This is a genomic window from Desulfovibrio piger (assembly GCF_012843875.1).
Lineage (GTDB): Bacteria > Desulfobacterota > Desulfovibrionia > Desulfovibrionales > Desulfovibrionaceae > Desulfovibrio.
The window spans coordinates 24,268-44,280 of record NZ_JABAFY010000013.1; the positions used below are offsets into that span (position 1 = coordinate 24,268).

Consider the following 20,013-nt stretch of genomic DNA (forward strand, 5'->3'; position numbering starts at 1 on the left):
CACCACGGGCCCGCATGGTTGCTTGTTTATCCGGCCGCGCGGGGCACGCGCATGTCGACCAGGATCTTCTCGGCCACGACTTCGGCATCGAATTCGCGGCAGGCCAGATCCCGGCCGGCGGCCCCCATGCGGACCAGCAGTCCGGGTTCGTCCAGCAGGCGACGCATGGCGGCGGCCAGCGCCCGCGGATCGTGGGCGGCGCAGATGCAGCCGTTGACGCCGTCTTCCACCACCTCGCGGCAGCCGGGCACATCCGTGACCACGGCGGCGCGGCCCATGCTCATGCCTTCCATGATGGACGTGGGCGTGCCTTCACGCCACGAAGGCAGCACCAGCGCGTGGCAGGCCTCCACATAGGGGCGCACGTCGCGGGTCTCGCCCAGGTATTCGATGCTGCCTTCGTCCTGCCAGCGGCGCACCTGGGCCAGATCCACGCTGCCCAGGCCCTGTTCCGGCGGGCCCAGCAGCTGGAAGCGGGCGGCGGGGTACTGCGTTTTCAGTTCCTTGGCCGCGGCGGCGTATTCGGGCAGGCCCTTGGCCTCCAGCAGGCGGCCCACCAGCAGGAAGATGATCTCCCGTTCTTCGGGGGCGCAGCCTTCGGCGGGCAGGGGCGGCAGGGGCGCTTCGGCAAAGCGGCGGATGTCCACACCGGTGCCGCGCGCCATGAGCACGCGCGCGCTGCGGCGCAGGATGCCGACCTTGCGGAACAGCTCCGCGTCGTCGCGGTTCTGGAAAAACACGCCTTCGGCCCCGGCAAGGGCGCAGTGGTACAGGCCGATGCTCAGGCGGTTGACGCATTTCTTGAAAAAGTTGTCCGCCTCGAAGGCGTAGCCCAGGCCGGTGATGGTGGCGTAGATGTGCGGCACCCGCGCCAGACGCGCCGCCATGCAGCCGTAGATGACGGGCTTGATGGTGGTGGCGAAGAGCAGGTCCGGCTTTTCCTGCCTGAACAGGCGGTACAGGGCGTGCATGGTGGCCATGTCGCGCAGGGGATTGAGGCCCTTGCGGTCCAGGGGATAATGGCACAGGCGCACGGCCGGGCCTTTCCGGAAGGCGGGATCTTCTTCGCCGATGGCGCGGATGGCGGCCTCGGCAGCGTCGTCGCCCGCGGGCACGGCGCAAAGGACCTCATGCCCGGCGGCACGCATGCGGCGCATGAGGACGGTCCAGAAATTGGAAGTGGAACGGGCCTGATTGCCCAGGATGAGTATTTTCACGGCATATCCTTTGCCCACCTGTCCGGCGGGTACGCTCCGTGATGGGGCGCTGTCTGTCCTGCGGGGCAAAGACCGTCCCCGCCTGGCCGGACCGGAAAGGGGAGACGTGTCGGCCGGGTGCGGCCGGCCCCCTGTTTGGTGGGCTCTTCACGGGCTATACCAGCATCCCTTGCCGCTGAAAAGAGGCAAAGGGGCCCTGCGGGCGGGGACAGGATGTGAACAAAAAAACGCGATTCCGGCAGGATGCGGCAAAAAAGCTCCTGCCGGGGCAGGGGGGCCGTCTTTTGACAGCGGCGTCGGCACAGCGTACAAGGAAAGCACGCCGTCTGTGCCGCGAAGGCGGGTCCTCCCGTTTTCGCGGCCTCCCGGCGGGCAACCACGACCTCTGATAAGGAAGGCAATATGACCGCCTATACCCAACTGTGCGAAAAAATGCGTGCCGAACCCTCCACCTGGCTGGTGACCGGCGTTGCCGGTTTCATCGGCTCCAACCTGCTGGAACATCTGCTCAAGATGGGGCAGACCGTGGTGGGTCTGGACAACTTCCTCACCGGTTACCAGAAGAACCTGGACATGGTGGAAGCCCTGGTGGGCCCCGAAGCCTGGAGCCGCTTCACCTTCATCGAAGGCGACATCCGCGATCTGGATACCTGCCGCAAGGCCTGCGAAGGTGTGGATCATGTGCTGCATGAAGCCGCCCTGGGTTCCGTGCCGCGCTCCATCGACGATCCCATCCTGTCCAACAGCTGCAACATCACCGGCTACCTCAACATGCTGGTGGCCGCGCGCGATGCGGGCGTGAAGAGCTTCGTCTACGCCGCGTCCTCCTCCACCTACGGCGATTCCCCCGAGCTGCCCAAGGTGGAAGACAAGATCGGCAACCCCCTGTCGCCCTATGCCGTGACCAAGTATGTGGACGAGCTCTACGCCGACGTCTTCGCCCGCTGCTACGGCTTCACCACCGTGGGCCTGCGCTACTTCAACGTCTTCGGCCAGCGTCAGGATCCCTACGGCGCCTACGCCGCCGTCATCCCCCAGTGGTTCGCCAGCCTGCTGAAGAAAGAGACCGTCTTCGTCAACGGCGACGGCGAGACCAGCCGCGACTTCTGCTACATCGACAACGTGGTGCAGGCCAACCTGCTGGCCAGCTTCGCCACGGACGAAGCCCGCAACAAGGTCTACAACGTGGCCTTTGGCCAGCGCACGACCCTGAACGAACTGTTCGACCTTATCCGTGAGGAAGTGGTGCGCCACATGCCCGAAGCCGCCACGGCCACGGCCACGCACCGCGACTTCCGTGCCGGTGACGTGCGCCACTCCCTGGCCGACATCACCCGCGCCCGCACCCTGCTGGGCTATGAGCCCCAGTTCGACGTGCGCACCGGCCTGCGTCTGGCCGGCGACTGGTACGCCGCCACCCTGTAGGCTGTCCTTTCGTTTTTGATGCCAAGGCCCCCGGCGAGTTTTCGCGCCAGGGGCCTTTTGTTTTCCAAAGGGAGGCGTTGCGGGGGAGTAGCCTCCTTTATCCTTGCTGCTGATGCCCGTAAGGGGCTTGCGGGCCGCCTTCAGTCGCGTTCAACTCTCTCGCATCCCTCCTCCAAATGTGCTTCATCCAGAGGGAGCGTATCTTCTCCCTCCATCTCCCATGACATTGTATCTTTTCCCGTGCATATCTTCCTGTTCCATGTGAAACGGCTAGTCCCTCCTGCAAAAGCAGGAGGGACTGGCCGTTGCATAAAGCGCGCTGGGGAAGGGGGAGCTTGAGGGGGGAACCCCTCTCGCGCTAGGCGAGGGGTTCTCCCCTCAAAATAAAAGCCTTATGGCATCGACAGTTGCACCGTCACAAAAGGCAAAGCTCCAGACTACACGTGCAGCAGCACGGACAGGGGGATGTCGCCCAGCACCTTGCGGCCGCCCAGGGCATCCTGTTCCATGAGCATGCAGCAGCCCGCCACGGTGGCGCCGCTCTGGCCCACCAGACGGATCATGGCATCCAGGGTGCCGCCGGTGGCCAGGATGTCGTCCACGATGAGGACGCGATCCTCCGGCGTCAGGGCATCCTTGTGCAGACACAGGGTATTGGAGCCGTATTCCAGGTCATAGCTGGCCTCGAAGGCTTCACAGGGCAGCTTGCCGGGCTTACGCACCGGGGCCAGGCCCACGCCCAGACGTTGGGCCAGCGGCGCCGCGAACAGGAAGCCCCGCGCTTCGGCGGCCACGATGCGGGTGGGCCGCAGGGGACGGGCCGCATCGGCCATCCGTTCGATGACGTCCCCGAAGGCTTCGGGCGAGGCCAGCAGGGGCGTGATGTCGTAGAACAGGATGCCGGGCTTGGGGTAGTCGGGGACGTGGCGGATGAAGGAGGCGATATCCATGCGGGCTCCTTGGGGAAAATGTGGAAAAAGGGCGAGGCTCCGGCATCAATGGCCGGAATAGTCCAGAACATTGTTGAGGGGCGCGCTGCTGCTTTTGACCTGCCCGCCGGTGAACACATGCCGGGTCAGGCGCCAGCCGTCCATGTCGAGCACGTCCAGCTTGCCCTGCATGTCCGGTGTCAGATGGGCGCGGAAGGCCTCCACCACCTCGTCTTCGGGAAAGTAGGAACCTTCCATGGAGATGCGGGCCATATCGCCTTCCTGACAGAGCAGGGGCACGTCCTCGTCGTCGTTGAGGGCATCGTGCAGGGCCGATTCCAGCGCCGCGTACAGGGCGGGCGTCACAGGGTAGACATGGCCGTAGGCCTTGACCAGGGGATCGCGCACAGCAGGCTCCGGGGAAAGGGGTTGCGGCAGGAGGACAGCAGGGGCGCGGCGCGTCCGGCGGCCGGGGCGAGGTCTCATTTTGGGGCAAGTGTCCCAAAAAAGAAAGGCCCCGCTTGCGGCGGGGCCCCGGAAAGCGAAGGGCTCCCTTTCGGGAGCCCCTGAGATATCCTGTCTACTTGCCGTCCACGATGGCCTTGATCTTGCGGGCCATGGGCTGCACCAGCTCGCGCATGCTGTTGAGCATGATCTCTTCCGCGGCGCCGCCGGTGGGGATGCCGCTGCGGTTCTGGCTGGAGTTGAGGGTCTCCTTGACCACGCGGCCGCTGCGGGGCGCCAGACGGTAGGTGGCGCGCATGGAGGTGGCCAGTTCGGTGGCGGAGACTTCACGCAGCCAGGCCTGTTCCACGGTACCGGTGACGATATAGTCGGGGTTGCCGCTGCGGGCCTGGTTCTCGTCCATGGCGTAGGAGACCTGCACGCCCTGGCGGCGCAGCTCGTCGGCCAGGCCGCGGCTCACCCACTGGGCCAGGTCGTCGCTGGCCACGAAGGCGCTGCCGTCACGGCGCACGCCGAGGTTGGTGGTGTCCTGACGGTTATCGGTGAAGGGCACCACGGTCACGCGCGGAGCATTGGGAGCGGGCAGCACGGGATTGACCGCAGGCGCGGGCGAAAGCAGGCGCACGGTATTGCTGGGACCGCAGGCAGTCAGGAACATGGCCAGCATGAGCGCCAGCAAAAGGAAAAGAAGGCGTGTGATACGGGCGGATTTCATGGCAAGGTCTCGCAGGATAGATGTTTTAAAAAGTTTTGAGACTTTTTATATACGCAATGCCCTTGTCTTGCAAGGTCTGGGGGCTCGTGGTAGCGTGGCCTCCACATTGCGCATGCTATGCAGGAGTTTTTATGATCGACCTCAAACTGGTGCAAAAACAGCCCGAAGTGCTGGCCAAGGCCCTGGCCGACCGGCAGTCGCCGCTGAAAGTGGATGAGTTCCTCGAACTGGACGGCCGCCGTCGTGCGTTGCTGGCCGAAGTGGAAAGCCTGAAACAGCAGCAGAACGCCGCCTCCCGTCAGGTGGCCCAGATCAAGCGTGAAGGCGGGGACGCCTCCCACATGATGGAAGAACTGGGCGCCCTGTCGGCCCGCATCAAGGCCCTGGACGTGCAGACCGCCGAAGCCAAGGCCGCTGTGGAAAACTGGCTCATGGGTGTGCCCAACATCCCGGACGCCAGTGTGCCCGTGGGCAAGGACGAGACCGAGAACGTGGAAGTGCTCCGCTGGGGCACGCCGCGCCAGTTCGATTTCGATATCCGTCAGCACTGGGAGCTGGGCGGCGCCGCTCTGGATTTCGAGCGCGCCACCCGTCTGGCCGGCAGCCGCTTTGCCCTGTACATGGGCTGGGCCGCCCGTCTGGACCGCGCCCTGGTCAACTTCTTCCTGGACCAGCATGTGAAGCACGAGGACTACATCGAAGTCTGTCCTCCCTTCATGGTCAACCGCGCCACCATGACCGGCACGGGCCAGCTGCCAAAGTTCGAGGAAGACCTCTTCAAGATGCCCGCCTGGGACTACTACCTCATCCCCACCGCCGAGGTGCCCCTGACCAACATTCACGCCGGTGAGGTGCTGGACGAGGCCGACCTGCCCCGCGCCTACTGCGCCGCCACGCCCTGCTTCCGTTCCGAAGCCGGTGCCGCCGGCAAGGACACGCGCGGCCTGATCCGCCTGCACCAGTTCACCAAGGTGGAGATGGTGCGTTTTGCCCATCCTGACGACAGCTTCAACCAGCTGGAGATCATGGTGGGCCATGCCCGCACCCTGCTGGAAAAGCTGGAGCTGCCCTACCGCGTCATCACCCTGTGCACGGGCGACATGGGCTTCGGTTCCGCCAAGACCTACGACCTGGAAGTCTGGCTGCCTGCCCAGAACACCTACCGCGAGATCTCCTCCTGCTCCAACTGCATCGATTTCCAGGCCCGCCGTGCGGACATCCGCTTCAAGCCCAAGGGCGGCAAGAGCACCTACTGCCACACCCTCAACGGTTCCGGCCTGCCCACCGGCCGCGCCATGGCCGCCATCCTGGAGAACGGCCAGCAGAAGGACGGCAGCATCGTGCTGCCCAAGGCCCTGGTGCCCTACATGGACGGCGTGGAAGTCATCGAGCCTGCGGGCAAGAAGTAGTCCACAGCCGAACAGCGAATCTGACAAGGCGGTGTCCCTGCGCGGGATGCCGCCTTTTTTCGTGCCCGTGCTGCGGAAAACGCCGGGCCCGCCGGGAAATCGGGCATCCCTGTCCTGTGGAGGGGCCGGGATGCAGCGGGGGAAGGGGGGATACTTGCAGTGCCGGGCGTGGGGCAGGCGGTCCGCCGGGAGCCGTATGTTGCGGGATCGGGGGCGCGCAGGCTTTTTTAAGGACCGGAAGGCGGAAAGGGCCGGGGAAGCGCTTTGCCCGAAGCCGGGCGTGCCGCAGGGCGTCGTGCAGTCCTTACCTTCGGCGGGGGTGTCCGGGTGCGCAGCAGGGCGGGGAAAGGCGGGACACGCGGCCGCTGTCCGGTCGCGCATAAAAAAAGCGGCCTGCCGCGTGCGCGGCAGGCCGTGGAGTCCGCCCGTTGCGGGCGGTCCGGCTCCCCGAGGAGTGGGAGCCGGAGGAGGGTCCTTCAAGAGGGGGGATTACTGTTTCTGCACCGTGATGGAACGGGCGGCGGGGGCTTCAGGCTGTTTGCGGGGGATGACGATGGTCAGCACACCGTTCTTGTGGCTGGCGCTGATGTTTTCCACATCAGCATCTTCAGCCAGGCCGATCTGGCGGCAGAAGGAGCCGTAGACACGTTCCTGCACATGGCAGACGGGTTCCTTGGCTTCCGCCTTTTCGCCTTCGGCGGCAGGGGCGGCGCAGCTTTCCATCTTCTTTTCACCTTCAACGGTCAGCATGCCGTCACGGACTTCGACCTTGACCTCATCGGGGTCCACACCGGGCACTTCCATGTGGATGGTGTAGGCCTTGTCGTCGCTGTGGATGTCCAGGCTGGGACGGATGTCGGCCTGCGGCTTGTCCATCAGGCTGGTCGGCCAGCCGGGCGTGAAGAAACCATTGAACAGACGGTCGATATCGTGATGCAGGCGGTCCAGGGGCTGGAAGCTCTGTTCGGGCTGCTGGGCGTTGCGGGGAGAGAACCAATGCTGGGGATATACACGGATAAGGCTCATTTCAATGCCTCCTGATATTTTTCCTTGTTGACATAGAAGTAAGGTGGGACGGCTAGTTGTCAACATGCTGTGGAAAACTTTTCCAAAAACGGGGAAAGGTAGCCCCATGCGCTTCAACCATACGTTTTGGCCTGTTCCCGGCAGTCTGGGAGGTTTCCGGTTTTTATGGCCGGGGATTGCCAAACGTGGGAGGCGGGCGTATGGTGGCTCCATTCTCAGGGCGGGGTGCAAGTCCCCACCGGCGGTGATGGCGGTTTTCCGCATGAGCCCGCGAGCGCCGTACCATGCAACGTGGTGCGGGTCAGCAGATACCGGTGAGATCCCGGAGCCGACGGTAACAGTCCGGATGAAAGAGAACGGTTCGTTTTTCTGCCGTGTGGGGCGCAAAAAAGGACGGTCTTGGCGGCCGCCCCGCAGCGCGCACGGCAGCCGTGCCCTGATGCACATCTTCCGGCCCGTCCGGGCCGACCAAGGAGACGATGATGCATCAGTCCCCCGATATCCTGGCTTCTTTTGGTGATTGGGAAACGCGTATGGAACGCGCCCTGGCATCCGTGCGTGCGGGCAGGGGCGTCCTGGTGGTGGACGACGAGGATCGCGAGAACGAAGGCGACCTCATCTATCCCGCCCACAGCCTGACCGATGCGCAGATGGCCCGCCTCATCCGCCATTGCAGCGGCATCGTGTGCCTGTGCCTTACCGACGAGCGCGCCACCCGCCTGGGCCTGCCGCCCATGGTGGCCCACAACACCAATACCCAGCAGACCGCTTTCACCATCTCCATCGAGGCCGCCGAGGGCGTGACCACCGGCGTTTCCGCCGCCGACAGGGTGACCACCGTCAAGGCCGCCGTGGCCGAGGGCGCGCGTCCCGAGGACCTGCGCCATCCCGGCCATGTGTTCCCGCTGCGGGCCCGTCCCGGCGGCGTGCTGGAACGGCGCGGCCATACCGAGGCCACCGTGGACCTGATGTCCCTGGCGGGCCTGCCGCCCTGCGGTGTGCTGTGCGAGCTGACCAACGATGACGGCACCATGGCGCGTCTGCCGCAGGTGGCGGACTTTGCCCGTGCCAACGACCTGCCCCTGCTGGCCGTGGCGGACATCGTGCGCTGGCGTGAACGGCAGGAAGGCCGGGCCTGAGCCCCAGCCGTCTGATCCTCTTTTCCTGTCCCAGGACAGGGCTTGCCGTGGTCGCCGGCTGGAGTTGATGAATACCAGGAAAGAAAGCTGCCGGCGGCCGGCCGGGCAAGTATGAAAAAAAGGACGCTGTACAGCGTCCTTTTTTTATGCCCGGTTTTATCCGGGCCGGATACCGGCGGGGGACGGAGGAGGGGCGCCCCCGCCGGATCAATGCTGGCGGTGAAGGATGCGGTCGATGATGAAGGGGCGCACGGACAGGAGCGTTTCCCAGGTGGGGATCATGGAGACCTCGGAGGCCACGAGCATGAGGCCGATACCGGCCCACATGTTCCAGGGGATCTCCTCGCCAAGGATCAGCATGGCCAGGATGGGCGCCAGCACGGGCTTGAAGAAGAAGACCAGCGAGCCCTGCATGGCGGAGGTGGCTTCCATGCCCATGAAGTAGCAGGCATAGCCGCCCGCGGTGACGAAAACGCAGATATAGAGCACGTTGAGGAGGTTGCCCGTGGTGTAGCCGCTGAAGAAGGGCATGGCGGCGAACATGGGCAGACCGGCGGCCTGCAGGGCATCGGCCACGGCGGGGATGTGGCTGATGAGCATGAGGACGATCATCTCGGCGCTGGCGGCCAGGCAGCTGAAGCAGGTGACGGCCACGCCGGAGTACTGGGCGCACTGCTTTTTGCCCAGCACGGCATAAAGGGCGAAGGTGGCGGCCGAGAGCAGCACCAGCGTGATGCCCACGGGATCGAGCGTAGTGTGCAGCGGGTCGATGATGATGAGGGCGGCCGCCACTTCCATGACCAGGGCGGTGATGTGCTGGGGCCGGATGTCGGCGCGCAGGATGAGATAGGCGAAGGCCAACACCAGCACGGGGTTGCAGCTGAACAGCACGCTGACCACCGAGGCCGGGGCGTAAAGGATGGACATCTGGTAGAACATCATGCTCACCACCAGGCCCACGAAGCCGAGCCAGGCAAAGCCTTTCCATGCGGCGGCGGTGACCCGTGCCCCGTGCTGGCGCAGGCCGCGCAGGGCAAAGGGGATGAGCAGCAGGCCACCCACGAGGAAGCGGGTGCAGTTGAGCTGCATGGGGTTAAAATCATGGGCCACGGTCTTCAGGGCCACTTCCATGGAGCTGAAGAACACGGTGGCAAGAAAGATGAAAATGTATCCGCGGTTCATCGTTCAAGGTCCCTGGTTGGAAATCTGTTGCTGGAGAAGTGCTGCGCTTGCCTATAGCAAGGGGCCCTGATACGGTAAAATGCTTAGTTGATATCGTAGATATATCAAAAATGCATAACAGGAGAGCGCATGGAGCTGAACTGGGAGCTTTGCCGGATATTCTACCAGGTGGCGCGCTGCCGCAATTTCAGCCGGGCGGCGGCCATGCTGTTCACCAGCCAGCCCGCGGTATCGCGCTCCATGGCGGCCCTGGAGCGCGAGCTGGGCTGCCGTCTGTTCATCCGCAACCGGCGCGGCGTGGAGCTCACGCCCGAAGGCCGCATGTTCTACGCCCATGTGGAGGCGGGCTGCGAGCAGTTCCGCCGGGGCCGGGAAGAGCTGGAGCAGGCCGTGGGCCTGCAATCGGGCAGCATCGCCCTGGGGGCCAGCGAGACGGCCCTGCGCCACTGGCTGCTGCCGCGGCTGGACCGCTTCCATGCCCTGTATCCGGGGGTGCGGCTCCGGCTGTTCGGCGGTACGTCCCGGCAGGCCATCGATGAACTCAAGTCCGGGGCCATCGATTTTGCCGTGGCCGCCGTGCCCGGCGGCGGTTTCCGGGCCCTGAAGGAGACGCGCCTGTGCCCGCTGCGGGACGTCTTCGTGGCTTCGTCGGCCTTCGGGCAGCTGCGCGGCAGGGACGTGCCCCTGGATGAAGTGATGCGGCACCCCTTCATCTGTCACAAGCAGGGCAGCCTCACCTTCGAATTCCTGGAGAGCATGTGCAAGACGCGGGGCGTGGACTTTGCCCCGGCCATGGAGCCGGACACTACGGGGCTGGTGCTGGATCTGGCCCGGCACGGCCTGGGCATCGGTTTTTTGCCGGAAGTGGCCGCCAGAGAGGCCCTGGCCGCCGGGGAGGTGTTCGCCCTGCGGCTCGCGGAGGAGCTGCCGTCGCGCAGCATCAGCCTGCTGGAATACGACGGCCATACCCTGAGCCTGGCCGCACGCCGCCTGCGCGACATGCTCACCGAAGACGCTGCGGCCGGGGACGCGCTGTGAGGACTTGAGCCGACAGGGCTCAGGCCGTCCTGCCGCAGGGCGGGGACGTTGTTCCGGGGTCGCTTTGCCGGAGCATAGTGGCTCATGGCCGGCTGATTTTGTTGGGGGATGCCGTGGTTACGGGCTATGCTGCCGCAAAATCATGCAAAGGAGACATCCGTGAACGTCACAGCCCTGTATTTTTCTCCCACCGGCGGCAGCAAGCGCTCCGCGCTCAGCCTTGCCGCGGCCCTGGCTCCTGAAGGTTTTGCCGAGCTGGACATCACCTGTGGCGCCGTTGCCGGGGATTTCGGTCCCGGGGACGTCGTCGTGTTCTCGGTGCCCTGCTATAACGGCAGGGTACCGGAAGTGGCCGCCGGGCGTCTGGAGCAGGTGCACGGCCACCGGACCCCCTGCATCATCAGCATCACCTACGGCAACCGTGACTATGATGATTCCCTGCTGGAACTGCAGGACATCGTGCAGCGTCAGGGCTTCATCGTCCAGGGCGCGGCGGCGCTGGTGGGGCAGCATACCTTCGGGGAGATCCAGGTGGGGCGTCCCGATGCCGGGGATGCCGCCGAGAACCGCCGCTTCGTGCAGCAGCTGCTGGCAGCCAGGCAGGGCGATCTTGCCTCGCCCGTGGCGCTGGCCATCAAGGGGCAGCGTCCGTACCGGGGAGAGGGCAGGGGCGTGGGCTTCGTGCCGCTGACCTCCGAGGCCTGTACGGACTGCGGCCTGTGCGCCTCCCTGTGCCCTGTGCAGGCCATCGCGGCCGACCATCGCAGCATCGACGGCACGCGCTGCCTTTCCTGCTTCCGCTGCATCCGCAGCTGCCCTGCGGGGGCCAAGCACATGGATGTGGAAAGCTACCTCGATTTCGCGCGGGATTTCAGCCGGCGCCTGAAGGCTCGGCGGGAGAACGAATACATCTTTTAGAAGAAGCCCGGAAACGGGCAGATGCGGAAAGGGGCGGGAGACCGCCCCTGTTTTTTTACAGAGGGCAGCCCCCGACCTTTTTGCAGGGGGGCAGGGATTCTTCCGGCAGGGGGCAGTAGCGCACGGCCCAGCAGCAGATGCTGCGCAGTATCTTGTGGGCGGAGGCGCCCTTTTCGCTCAGGGAGTATTCGACGCGCGGCGGGATCTCGTTGTACTGGCGCCTGTCTACGATCCGGTCGTTCACCATGTCTCTGAGGGTGGCGGCAAGCACGGCGTCCGTCAGGCCGTCGAGGTTGTCCCTGATCTCCTTGTAGCGCAAGGTGCCGCTGGCACCCAGCAGGCAGATGATGCGGGTCTTCCATTTCCCGTTGAAGATGTCCAGCCCGTATTCGAGCGGGCACAGGGGCTGCTTGCCTTCCTTGTTCCTGGCCATGTCATGTCCTGCGGCTTCATGGTTCGCGATGGCGGATTGTTCCATGATTTCCTGCCGGAGCGCAAGCTGTCCGGTGATCCGGGAGCATCGCGATCCGGCAGGCAGGCTGGAGGAAGGGCAAAAGAAGAAAGATCCCGGGCAGGCCTAGGCCTTGCCCACGGCTTCCAGGAAACGCTGGCCGAGGATGGCCGGAGCCACGGAGCGCAGGGCCGTACCGCCCAGCTCCAGGCTGTTTTCCTCATGCATGGGGCGGCTGGCCCCGGCCCGTTCCAGTTCGCTGGCAAAGGCTTCGCGCAGCAGGCGGAAGGAGGCCTCCACTTCGGGATAGCTGTTGTCCTCACGCCAGGGCAGGCGCAGGCTCTGGCTGCCGTGCCGTCCCTTGTGGGACGGGATGGAGAGCTGGTAGCAGGGCCGCTCGCCTGCATCGTCCTGTCCGGCCCGTTCGTGCTGCCCGGGCCAGCAGTGTTCCTGCCAGGATTCCGGCGGTTCGGGGATGAGCGAGGTGATGCTCAGCGGCGGCGTGGCCAGCTGGCGTTCGAAGTCTTCCAGGGTGACGGTATAGGTCAGGACGGGGCGCAGGTTGCCGCGCTTTTTTTCTATTTTCCAGGTGATCCGCATACAGGCTCCTTGATGGTCAGGCTCCGGCGGGCAGGCGCAGCAGCTCGCCGAAGGGGGGCTGTTCCCCTCCCTGTCCCCAGACGGCCCAGAGCAGGGGGCAGGCGGGCTCGTCGGGAAAGGACGAACATTCCAGATCCGTGAACCAGAGCAGGCAGGCCGGGCGCAGGCCGTTGTCGTCCAGCCAGCGGCCCACGGGCCTGAAGTCCGTACCGCCGCCGCCCACGGGGGCCAGATGCAGGGGCAGGTCCTGCCGCCGGAAGGTCTGCACGGCCTGCACGCGGCTGTCGTGGAAGATGACCACCAGCTCCGTCTCGTAGGCGGCGAGGATGGACGACAGCTCCTCGCAGAACAGGGAAAGGGCGGCATCGTCCACCGAGCCCGAACAGTCCACGGCCACGGCCAGCTGCGGGATGCGCTGCTCCTGCCGTCCGGGCAGGTAGATGCCGTGATGCAGGTAACGCCGGTTGGGCGCGCTCCAGGTGTAGTCGTTGAGGGCGCAGTTCTCCAGAAAGCGGCGCAACAGGCCGCGCCAGTCCGTGCCGCCATCGTGGCGGCCGCCGCGCAACAGGCGGCTGAAGCCCGCGGGCTCGCGGCCCATGTGCCGCGCCCGTTGCAGGGCCTGCTCCAGACGCAGCTCGGCCTCCTGTTCCGCCTTGCGGTGCGCGTCTCCCTGGCCGTCTTCCAGCAGGGGATGGTCACGGACCTCACCGGAAAAATACGGGACAGGCTGCTCCCTTTCCGGCTTGTCCCCGGCAGGGCGGGCGGTGCCCGCGGCTTCCGGGGCGGCTGCCTCGTCAGTCTCTCCTGCACGGGAGGGCGCAGCCGCGGGGGCGTCCTGCCGCTCCCGGCCGTCATGTCTCTGCTGGTCGGAGCCCTTTTCCCGGGGGCTGCGTCCGGCGGCCTGCTGTTGCGCGCCGCCGTGCAGGGGCGTGTCCTGCAGGGAGGCAAGACGGCTGTAGACCTCGTCCACGCTGAGTCCCGCATATTCGGGATGTTCCAGATGGCCCTGCGGCAGCCGGAAGCCGGCACCGAGCAGCAGGGCGTCCACCACCACGTCGCAGGCCTCGTTCCAGATCCGGGCATCGCGTCCGTTGCGCCGGACATGATGGGCGCAGGCCAGATGCATGACTTCGTGGGCCTGGGCCCCCACCAGCCGCTCGTGGGGCAGGGTGGCCGCCCAGACAGGATTGAAGCCCAGCGTGCGGCCGTCGGTCCAGAGGTGGCGGCAGGTGCTGTCCGGCTTCAGGGCCAGATGCAGGGCCAGGGAGCCGAAAAAGGGCTGCCGGAGCACCAGATCCGCCCGGGCCCGGATCATGGCTGTGAGGGCGCGCTGCTCCAGAGGAGGGGCCGGAACGTCCGCCGCAGGGCTGTGGCGCATGCCCTGTGACGCGGACGGGCGCTCCGGCCGGGGATCCTGCCGTGTCGTCCCGGGCGTTTCCGGGGAAGGCGGGCATACCGCGGCGTCTGGTGTGGAGCGGGTGTCTTTGGCCGCGGGGGCGGGAACCCGGCGGCTGACGGAGGAGGGGACACGCACGCCCCGGGAGAGGGGTGCACGGGGCAGGGCAGGAAGATCGTCCCTGTTCACATCAGGACCTCGGCATTGTCGCGGGCCCAGCGGGCAAAGGGCTCGCTTTCCACCACGGCGGGATCCTGCCGGACGGCATCGCGCATGAGCAGCACGCCGAACTCGGCGGGCAGGCGTCCGGCATAGGCGGCCAGGGCTTCCATGGTGGCGGGCGCGGTGCGCAGGGCCAGGGCCTCGCACAGGGCGTAAAGGGAGGCCGGGTCGGCAGGCACGGGGGCTTCTTCGGGATCGCTGAGGACGCTCTCCACACTGGGCAGGTGGCGCCATTCCCGCAAAAAGCCGCTCAGTTCCGCCGCGGCCGCCTGACCTATGGTCCCGGCCAGCAGCTCTTCTTCCAGCGGGCCGTCCGGGGCGGCATCGAGGATGCGGGAGGCGAACTCCCAGGAGCGCGGCGAGGCGAAGGCCCTGTCCGACGAACGGGGATCGAAATCATGCAGCAGGCGCGGCCGGAAGCGCAAAAAGGCCTGGATCTCCTCGCGGATGCCGTTGTCACGGGCCCAGTCCAGCCAGTCGTCGATATGGCATTCCACATCCAGATGCACCATGCGGTTGGCCAGGGCCGAAGGCATGCGGTAGGTCACGGCCCGGTCGCTCTCGCGGTTGCCCGCGGCCACCACGGCCCAGCCGTCGGGCAGGCGGTACTGGCCCACGCGCCGGTCGAGGATGAGCTGGTAGCAGGCGGCCTGTACCAGAGGGGGGGCGGCGTTGAGTTCGTCCAGGAAGAGGATGCCTTCCTCCGTGTCCTGCGGATGGGGCAGGAATTCCGGCACGCACCAGGAGGTGATGCCCTCATCGCTGATGCGGGGCAGTCCGCGCAGGTCCACCGGGTCCAGCAGCACGGCGCGCAGGTCGTAGAGCTTGCGGCCCTGGCGGCGGGCCACGTCGGCCACCAGCCGGCTTTTGCCTACACCGGGCGGCCCCCAGAGGAACACGGGTTGCCGGATGCGCACCAGATGATGCAATGCCTCACAGACGTGGCTGGGTCTCATGCAGGGGTCCTTTTAAATAAATTGGAATTTCATTTTCAATTAAGATATACGGGAAGGGCATGCAAGGCAAGTTTTTTCTGGGGGGCGGCCGCATGCAAGGAGCAAAGCATGGATATCTGGCAGCATATCATCCGCCCCGGGGACGTCTGGGGGCGTTTTACCCTGTACCTGAAGCAGAACGGGCAGGCTGCCGTGCAGCGGGAGGTCGTGCGTTCCCTGCGGCTGCGGGTGCGCGACGTGGTCCTCGATCTGGGCGGTGGCGGCCGTGCCCTGGCCCAGCTTGCCCTGTATTCGGGGGCCGTCTACGGCGTGGCCGCCACCGCTGCGGCGGTATCGGCCGCCACGGTGCGCAACCGCCATGACGTGGCCCGGGGCAGGATCCGCATTTGCCGGGGCGCGTTCCCCGCCCTGCCGTTCCCGGCGGAGATGTTCCACGTCATCACCGCGTTCGAGCCCGCGTTCTGGGCAGGCGATCTGTCCGCCTGCCTGCGCGAGATCCGGCGTCTGCTGCGTCCCGGCGGCCAGTGCGTGCTGGTGTACGCGGATGGACGGGAAAACGGCCGCCCCGTACCGGCCGGGCATACGGTGGACGAGCTCAACGCCCTGGCAGACAGGGCCGGGCTGCTGTGCCTGCCGCCCCTGCGTTTGCGGCGCAAAGGTCGTGTGGTCCTGCACTGGTTGCAGCCTGCCTGCGACCTGTGCCGCCCCATGCCGCTGGACGTGTTCCCGGCGGGCTGGGCCCAGGCCTGCTAGGGGGAACGCTCGCCGCATTTGCTGGGGGAAGGGAAAGCCCTCATCGCTGCTGCCGATGCCCGTAAAGCGCCTTCGTCGCTCACGGCTAAGGTCTGCAGCCGCCTTCGGTCGTCGCCCGTGCGCGAGGGGCCTATTCCCCAACGCGCCCATCCTTTCCCCGGCGCGCTTTTTCAGATGAGCGCTGGACCTGCGGCAGGCCCTTCACTGGAGATATGTTCGGATGTTGTCTATCTAATTGAAATAACTTGTTGATTTTGTATTTTTCGCCCTTGGGCGGGGCGTGTTTTTGAAGGGGAGGGAGTCCTTTGCTCCGCTGCCGTCTGCCGGGACTTCGGGCAAACGGGGACGGGCCCTGCACCACCCGGAAGGCGCTGTCCGGGCGGGCGGCTTTCCACGGCTCCTTCCCCGCATCTTCAGGAAGGGAGAACCCCGGCATGAGCCCGCCGCAGGGATGCGGGGACAGCTCCACAACAGGCGACCGGCGTGACACGAAACATCGATGGGGGACCATGTCCCCCTTTTTTTGTGCGTCGCCAGCGTGTTCCCTGCCGAAAAAAAAAGACCGGGACCGCCTTTCCGGCGGCCCCGGTCCCGTCATTGCCGGCGGCATCCTCCAGCACTGTCAGTGCTGTACCCGCGGCAGGCTTTCCTTTGGCCTAGCCGCCGATGAGATAGCGCGAGCGTTTGCCCATGACTTTCTTGATGCCCAGGATGCAGAGGATGCAAAGGGCTATCTCCACGGTCACGGTGAGGTTGGCGATGGTGAAGACCTGTCCGGGCAGCGCGGCGCCGAGCACCTGGAACAGGGGCGCCTGGAAGATGCCCTGGAAGATGGCATGCAGGAAGAAGAGCGGGAAGCTGTAGCGGGCCAGGAAGTCCAGGGCCAGCACTTCCCTGTCCATGCCTTCCAGCAGTTCCAGCACCCAGGAGCCGATACAGAGTTTCTGCACAGAGTAGGCCCCTTCGATGTTGGGCATGAAGCTGCCGAAGTAATGGTCGGCCACGATGAGCAGGGAGGTCAGTACGGCCGTCACGCGGATGGCGCTGAGGTGGCGGCGGATGAAGGCCATACAGGCGTCACGGTTGCGGGCGCAGTACACGCCCATGAGGAAGATGGGCACGAAGAAGCAGAGGTTGCGCAAGGGCGAGACCAGCAGGCGCGGCACCATCAGGGGCAGGACGGAGGCCGGGAGCAGGATCTTTTGCAGCAGCCCGGTGGGCAGGTGGAAGATGAGCGGCCCGACGCTGAACACGGTCATGATGAAGGGGATGTACCAGTAGGGCACCAGACTGGCCGACCCGTAGGCCAGACAGCGCAGGACGTCCCACAGGGAGGCCACGGGCGTGCCGTCGTTGATGAAGGGGATGTCGTAGCCGAACCAGTGGTGGGAGATCCAGCCCGCGGCCAGCAGGAGCAGCGACAGGATGAAGTAGGGACAGAAGACGTTGACGATCTTGGACTTGTAGAAGCGCAGGGGGGAGAACTGGCCTTTCCTGCGGTTCACGAAGTCGAACAGATAGCCGGAGATGAAGACGAAGTAGATGGTGGCGGAGTGGAAAAGACACAGCCGCAGGCTGTCCTGGAGCTTGGCGGCGTCCTCGCTGCCCGCGAGGACGGGGCCCACCCACATGTGGGTGAGCATGACGGAGACGATGGCGAAGGCCCTGAAATAGTGGAAGGTCAGGTCATAATTTTTTGGCGTCATGCAGTACCTTTGATCCGGCCGGTCATCCGGCGCAGGAGTGGCGAAATTCCTTACTTTGCAGATAAGGATTATTGCCTCCTAAACCGGATGGCGGGCTATGTCAGGGCTATGTCAACGGTTGCAGACGCAGGGCAAGGCGGGTGTGGCGGGTGCGGGTCTTGTTGTTCTTGACGGCCATGTGCAGGGCGCGGCTCTCGCCCACCAGCACCACCAGCTTTTTGCCGCGCGTGACGCCGGTATAGACCAGGTTGCGCTGCAGCAGCACGTAATGCTGCATCATCAGCGGGATGACCACGGCAGGGTATTCCGAGCCCTGCGATTTGTGGATGGAGATGGCGTAGGCGGGCGTCAGTTCGTCTAGCTCCTCGAAGTCATAGGGCACCACGCGGTCGTCGTAGCGCACGCTCAGGGTCCGCTCCTTGCTGTCCAGAAAGACGATGCGGCCCACGTCGCCGTTGAAGACGTCCTTGTCGTAGTTGTTGCGGATCTGCATGACCTTGTCGTGCAGGCGGAAGCTGCGTTCGCCGCGCCGCACTTCCAGCCCGTTGGGGTTGAGGCTGGCCTGCAGGCGCAGATTGAGCTGCGCCGCGCCCACGGCGCCCTTGTGCATGGGCGTGAGCACCTGGATGTCGTTGACCGGGTCCAGGCCGAAGCGGCGCGGGATGTGGTTGCGCACCAGATCCACCACCATGTCGGCGGCGCGTTCCGGGTCGTTCTGGTGGATGAAATAGAAATCCGAGAGCCTGTCCTTGCTGGATTCCAGCGAGGGCACCTGCCCCTTGTTGATGAGGTGGGCGTTGTAGATGATCTCGCTTTCCGCCGACTGGCGGAAGATCTCGGTCAGCTCCACCACGGGCACCGCCCCGGAAGCGATGATGTCGGCCAGCACGTTGCCCGGCCCCACGGAGGGCAGCTGGTGCACGTCGCCCACCAGCACCACGGTGGCGCCCATGGGCACGGCCTTGAGCAGGTGGTAGAAGAGCAGGGTGTCCATCATGGAGGCCTCGTCCACCACCAGCAGGCCGCAGGCCAGCGGATTGTCCTCGTTGCGGGCAAAGCCGTCCTCCTGCGGGCTGTATTCCAGCAGGCGGTGGATGGTGCGGGCCTCGCGGCCCGAGGTCTCGCTCATGCGCTTGGCGGCGCGGCCCGTGGGCGCGGCCAGCAGGATCTTGGCCTTGACCTCGGCGAACAGGCGGATGATGGCGTTGATGATGGTGGTCTTGCCCGTGCCGGGGCCGCCGGTGAGCACCATGACCTTGCTGCGCGCCGCGGTGCGCACGGCCTCCAGCTGTTCCGGGGCCAGGCTGATGGACAGGGACTCCGTGACCTTTTCCACCAGGGCGTCGGGCTCGGCGAAACGCACGGCCTTGGGCGAGTGCAGCAGGCGGTGCAGATAGAAGGCCGTCTTGGATTCGTAATGATGGTAGCGGCGCAGGTAGACGGCCACTTCCGGCGCTTCCGCCTCCTCGCCGTCCTCGCGGAAGACAGCGGGCAGGCGCCCGGGCAGCTCGTCCAGGCTCTCGCGCACCACGCGCTCTTCCTGCTCCAGGGCCAGCACGGCCTGCCGGGCCAGGTCGCGATCCACGGCCAGCTGCTGGCAGGCCTGATCCAGCAGCTCCTCCTCGGGAAGGAAGACGTTGCCGTCGTCCGTGGCCTTCTGCAGCACATAAAGCAGCCCCGCCTGGATGCGCAGGGGATGATCCTCGGCAAAGCCCAGCTTGCGGGCCGCGGCGTCGGCCGTCACGAAGCCGATGCCCCGGATGTCCATGGCCAGACGGTAGGGGTTCTCGCGCACCACGTTGAGGGCCTCGCCGCCGTAGGCGCGGTAGATGCGCACGGCATAGGCGGGCGTGATGCCGTGGGGCTGCAAAAAGAGCAGCAGGTCGCGGATGCCCCGGTGCTCGGCCCAGCTTTCCTTGATCTTCTCGAAACTCTTCTTGCCCACGCCCTTGATCTTGAGCAGGCGTTCGGGCTCTTCGTCCAGCACGCGGATGGTGTCCGTGCCGAAGGCCGCCACGATGCGCCCGGCCATCTCCTCGCCCACGCCCTTGATGAGGCCCGAGGCCAGGTACAGGCGGATGCCCTCGCTGGTGGCGGGCAGCATCTCCTCGGCCATGTCGAAGGCCAGCTGGCGGCCGAAACGCGCGTTGTTGACCCAGCGGCCGCTGACCTGCAACTGGACGCCCACCTGCGGGTTGACCATGTGGCCCACGCAGGTCACGGGATCGCGGCTCACCGTGCGGCTGGGCGCGCCCTTGACCTTGGCCTCCACGGGCAGGGCCCTGTCGGGCAGCAGGCGCAGCACGGTATAGCCGTTCTCTTCGTTGTGGAAGACCACACGTTCCAGCGTGCCGGTGAGCTCCACGGCATCGGGATCGCGCAGCAGGGGAAGATCGTCAGACATGGCAGACCAGGAGAGCGGTTTTTGGAGGGATGGGGGAGTTCGAGGGGAAGGGAGACCTTTTT

Annotated in this window: 18 protein-coding genes and 1 riboswitch; of the genes, 6 read left to right on the forward strand and 12 right to left on the reverse strand. The window is 65.7% G+C overall.

Annotated features, from left to right (window positions below; all coding sequences use genetic code 11):
- Positions 1–26 precede the first annotated feature (26 nt).
- Positions 27–1,217, reverse strand: a complete 1,191-nt coding sequence (locus tag HF854_RS05110; protein WP_168935324.1) for a glycosyltransferase family 4 protein — start codon at positions 1,215–1,217, stop codon at positions 27–29.
- 402 nt (positions 1,218–1,619) lie between these two features.
- Here HF854_RS05110 and HF854_RS05115 point away from each other — a divergent pair, with 402 nt between their 5' ends.
- Positions 1,620–2,642: an NAD-dependent epimerase/dehydratase family protein gene (locus HF854_RS05115; RefSeq protein WP_168935325.1), complete on the forward strand. Its 1,023-nt coding sequence runs from the start codon at positions 1,620–1,622 to the stop codon at positions 2,640–2,642.
- A gap of 437 nt (positions 2,643–3,079) precedes the next feature.
- Here HF854_RS05115 and HF854_RS05120 read toward each other — a convergent pair whose 3' ends face one another.
- The 3 genes from HF854_RS05120 to HF854_RS05130 all read right to left on the reverse strand — a co-directional run bounded on the left by HF854_RS05120 (position 3,080) and on the right by HF854_RS05130 (position 4,751).
- Positions 3,080–3,592, reverse strand: coding sequence for an adenine phosphoribosyltransferase (locus HF854_RS05120; RefSeq protein WP_168935326.1), 513 nt, complete (start codon positions 3,590–3,592; stop codon positions 3,080–3,082).
- A gap of 45 nt (positions 3,593–3,637) precedes the next feature.
- Complete coding sequence (locus HF854_RS05125; protein ID WP_168935327.1) at positions 3,638–3,979, reverse strand: hypothetical protein; 342 nt, start codon at positions 3,977–3,979, stop codon at positions 3,638–3,640.
- A 172-nt stretch (positions 3,980–4,151) separates the two neighbouring features.
- The gene (locus tag HF854_RS05130) at positions 4,152–4,751 is read right to left on the reverse strand and encodes a hypothetical protein (protein ID WP_168935328.1); all 600 of its coding nucleotides are present in this window, start codon (positions 4,749–4,751) and stop codon (positions 4,152–4,154) included.
- Between the two features lie 131 nt (positions 4,752–4,882).
- Between HF854_RS05130 and serS the strand changes: the two genes are divergently transcribed.
- The gene (gene serS / locus HF854_RS05135) at positions 4,883–6,160 is read left to right on the forward strand and encodes a serine--tRNA ligase (RefSeq protein WP_168935329.1); all 1,278 of its coding nucleotides are present in this window, start codon (positions 4,883–4,885) and stop codon (positions 6,158–6,160) included.
- Between the two features lie 489 nt (positions 6,161–6,649).
- Here serS and HF854_RS05140 read toward each other — a convergent pair whose 3' ends face one another.
- Positions 6,650–7,186 (reverse strand): Hsp20/alpha crystallin family protein, encoded by a 537-nt coding sequence (locus HF854_RS05140; RefSeq protein WP_006006980.1) that lies wholly within the window; start codon positions 7,184–7,186, stop codon positions 6,650–6,652.
- Positions 7,187–7,393: 207 nt separating this feature from the next.
- A riboswitch (FMN riboswitch) is annotated at positions 7,394–7,548 on the forward strand.
- A gap of 120 nt (positions 7,549–7,668) precedes the next feature.
- On the opposite strand from HF854_RS05140, the gene ribB reads away from it, so the two are divergent.
- Positions 7,669–8,325 (forward strand): 3,4-dihydroxy-2-butanone-4-phosphate synthase, encoded by a 657-nt coding sequence (ribB, locus tag HF854_RS05145; protein ID WP_168935351.1) that lies wholly within the window; start codon positions 7,669–7,671, stop codon positions 8,323–8,325.
- Positions 8,326–8,532: 207 nt separating this feature from the next.
- On the opposite strand, the gene HF854_RS05150 is transcribed toward ribB, so the two are convergent.
- The gene (locus HF854_RS05150) at positions 8,533–9,507 is read right to left on the reverse strand and encodes a DMT family transporter (RefSeq protein WP_168935330.1); all 975 of its coding nucleotides are present in this window, start codon (positions 9,505–9,507) and stop codon (positions 8,533–8,535) included.
- Between the two features lie 129 nt (positions 9,508–9,636).
- On the opposite strand from HF854_RS05150, the gene HF854_RS05155 reads away from it, so the two are divergent.
- Together HF854_RS05155 and HF854_RS05160 are read left to right on the forward strand one after the other, a co-directional pair.
- Positions 9,637–10,545 (forward strand): LysR family transcriptional regulator, encoded by a 909-nt coding sequence (locus HF854_RS05155; RefSeq protein ID WP_168935331.1) that lies wholly within the window; start codon positions 9,637–9,639, stop codon positions 10,543–10,545.
- A 159-nt stretch (positions 10,546–10,704) separates the two neighbouring features.
- Positions 10,705–11,463, forward strand: coding sequence for a 4Fe-4S dicluster domain-containing protein (locus tag HF854_RS05160; protein ID WP_168935332.1), 759 nt, complete (start codon positions 10,705–10,707; stop codon positions 11,461–11,463).
- Between the two features lie 55 nt (positions 11,464–11,518).
- On the opposite strand, the gene HF854_RS05165 is transcribed toward HF854_RS05160, so the two are convergent.
- The 4 genes from HF854_RS05165 to HF854_RS05180 all read right to left on the reverse strand — a co-directional run bounded on the left by HF854_RS05165 (position 11,519) and on the right by HF854_RS05180 (position 15,088).
- A complete protein-coding gene (locus HF854_RS05165) occupies positions 11,519–11,941 on the reverse strand; it encodes a winged helix-turn-helix transcriptional regulator (RefSeq protein WP_205906038.1) in 423 nt (140 codons plus the stop codon).
- 99 nt (positions 11,942–12,040) lie between these two features.
- Positions 12,041–12,514: a hypothetical protein gene (locus tag HF854_RS05170; protein WP_168935333.1), complete on the reverse strand. Its 474-nt coding sequence runs from the start codon at positions 12,512–12,514 to the stop codon at positions 12,041–12,043.
- A gap of 16 nt (positions 12,515–12,530) precedes the next feature.
- Positions 12,531–13,892 carry a vWA domain-containing protein gene (locus HF854_RS05175; RefSeq protein ID WP_168935334.1) on the reverse strand — a complete coding sequence of 454 codons (1,362 nt, stop codon included), beginning with the start codon at positions 13,890–13,892 and terminating at the stop codon, positions 12,531–12,533.
- A gap of 203 nt (positions 13,893–14,095) precedes the next feature.
- Positions 14,096–15,088, reverse strand: a complete 993-nt coding sequence (locus HF854_RS05180) for an ATP-binding protein (protein WP_168935335.1) — start codon at positions 15,086–15,088, stop codon at positions 14,096–14,098.
- Positions 15,089–15,196: 108 nt separating this feature from the next.
- Here HF854_RS05180 and HF854_RS05185 point away from each other — a divergent pair, with 108 nt between their 5' ends.
- Positions 15,197–15,841: a class I SAM-dependent methyltransferase gene (locus HF854_RS05185; protein WP_168935336.1), complete on the forward strand. Its 645-nt coding sequence runs from the start codon at positions 15,197–15,199 to the stop codon at positions 15,839–15,841.
- A 656-nt stretch (positions 15,842–16,497) separates the two neighbouring features.
- On the opposite strand, the gene HF854_RS05190 is transcribed toward HF854_RS05185, so the two are convergent.
- Positions 16,498–17,547: an acyltransferase family protein gene (locus HF854_RS05190; RefSeq protein WP_168935337.1), complete on the reverse strand. Its 1,050-nt coding sequence runs from the start codon at positions 17,545–17,547 to the stop codon at positions 16,498–16,500.
- Positions 17,548–17,653: 106 nt separating this feature from the next.
- Positions 17,654–19,951, reverse strand: a complete 2,298-nt coding sequence (recD2, locus tag HF854_RS05195) for an SF1B family DNA helicase RecD2 (protein ID WP_168935338.1) — start codon at positions 19,949–19,951, stop codon at positions 17,654–17,656.
- Between the last annotated feature and the right edge of the window lie 62 nt (positions 19,952–20,013).

Coding starts and splice junctions, on each gene's coding strand:
- HF854_RS05140 (WP_006006980.1), bottom strand. CDS start 7,186: ATGAGCCTTATCCGTGTATATCCCCAGCATTGGTTCTCTCCCCGCAAC.
- HF854_RS05190 (WP_168935337.1), bottom strand. CDS start 17,547: ATGACGCCAAAAAATTATGACCTGACCTTCCACTATTTCAGGGCCTTC.
- HF854_RS05150 (WP_168935330.1), bottom strand. CDS start 9,507: ATGAACCGCGGATACATTTTCATCTTTCTTGCCACCGTGTTCTTCAGC.
- HF854_RS05180 (WP_168935335.1), bottom strand. CDS start 15,088: ATGAGACCCAGCCACGTCTGTGAGGCATTGCATCATCTGGTGCGCATC.
- HF854_RS05115 (WP_168935325.1), top strand. CDS start 1,620: ATGACCGCCTATACCCAACTGTGCGAAAAAATGCGTGCCGAACCCTCC.
- HF854_RS05130 (WP_168935328.1), bottom strand. CDS start 4,751: ATGAAATCCGCCCGTATCACACGCCTTCTTTTCCTTTTGCTGGCGCTC.
- serS (WP_168935329.1), top strand. CDS start 4,883: ATGATCGACCTCAAACTGGTGCAAAAACAGCCCGAAGTGCTGGCCAAG.
- HF854_RS05155 (WP_168935331.1), top strand. CDS start 9,637: ATGGAGCTGAACTGGGAGCTTTGCCGGATATTCTACCAGGTGGCGCGC.
- HF854_RS05170 (WP_168935333.1), bottom strand. CDS start 12,514: ATGCGGATCACCTGGAAAATAGAAAAAAAGCGCGGCAACCTGCGCCCC.
- HF854_RS05165 (WP_205906038.1), bottom strand. CDS start 11,941: ATGGAACAATCCGCCATCGCGAACCATGAAGCCGCAGGACATGACATG.
- ribB (WP_168935351.1), top strand. CDS start 7,669: ATGCATCAGTCCCCCGATATCCTGGCTTCTTTTGGTGATTGGGAAACG.
- HF854_RS05185 (WP_168935336.1), top strand. CDS start 15,197: ATGGATATCTGGCAGCATATCATCCGCCCCGGGGACGTCTGGGGGCGT.
- HF854_RS05175 (WP_168935334.1), bottom strand. CDS start 13,892: ATGCGCCACAGCCCTGCGGCGGACGTTCCGGCCCCTCCTCTGGAGCAG.
- HF854_RS05120 (WP_168935326.1), bottom strand. CDS start 3,592: ATGGATATCGCCTCCTTCATCCGCCACGTCCCCGACTACCCCAAGCCC.
- recD2 (WP_168935338.1), bottom strand. CDS start 19,951: ATGTCTGACGATCTTCCCCTGCTGCGCGATCCCGATGCCGTGGAGCTC.